This is a genomic window from Priestia sp. SIMBA_032 (assembly GCF_046535215.1).
GTDB classification, from domain to species: domain Bacteria; phylum Bacillota; class Bacilli; order Bacillales; family Bacillaceae_H; genus Priestia; species Priestia aryabhattai.
In genome coordinates this window covers 1-235 of the sequence record NZ_JAWRXD010001583.1, presented here as the reverse complement: position 1 = coordinate 235, position 235 = coordinate 1, and the positions used below count along the sequence as shown (strand labels likewise).

The following is a 235-nucleotide window of genomic DNA, read 5'->3' as shown; positions in this document are numbered from 1 at the left end:
GCAAAATTTCGAAATATGCTTAAGGCTGTTAAACAGGTTGTTGGGGTGCATATAAAAGATAATATTCAGATTATTTGGGATGGAGTAGGTTTTGAATGGAGTCAAGATTTATACCCAAGAATTTATCAGGTAGAAAACTATTTACGTAAGCTGATTAGTAAGTTTATGTTGGTTAATTTAGGTATTGGTTGGCATGTTAAAACAGTTCCAAAAGACGTTGTGGAAACCATTAAGA

1 protein-coding gene is annotated in these 235 nt (G+C 32.8%); it reads left to right on the top strand.

Annotated elements, in window-relative coordinates; translation table 11 throughout:
• A partial coding sequence (locus tag SB717_RS39630; RefSeq protein ID WP_410908823.1) for a hypothetical protein occupies nt 1–235 on the top strand: 235 nt, incomplete at both ends.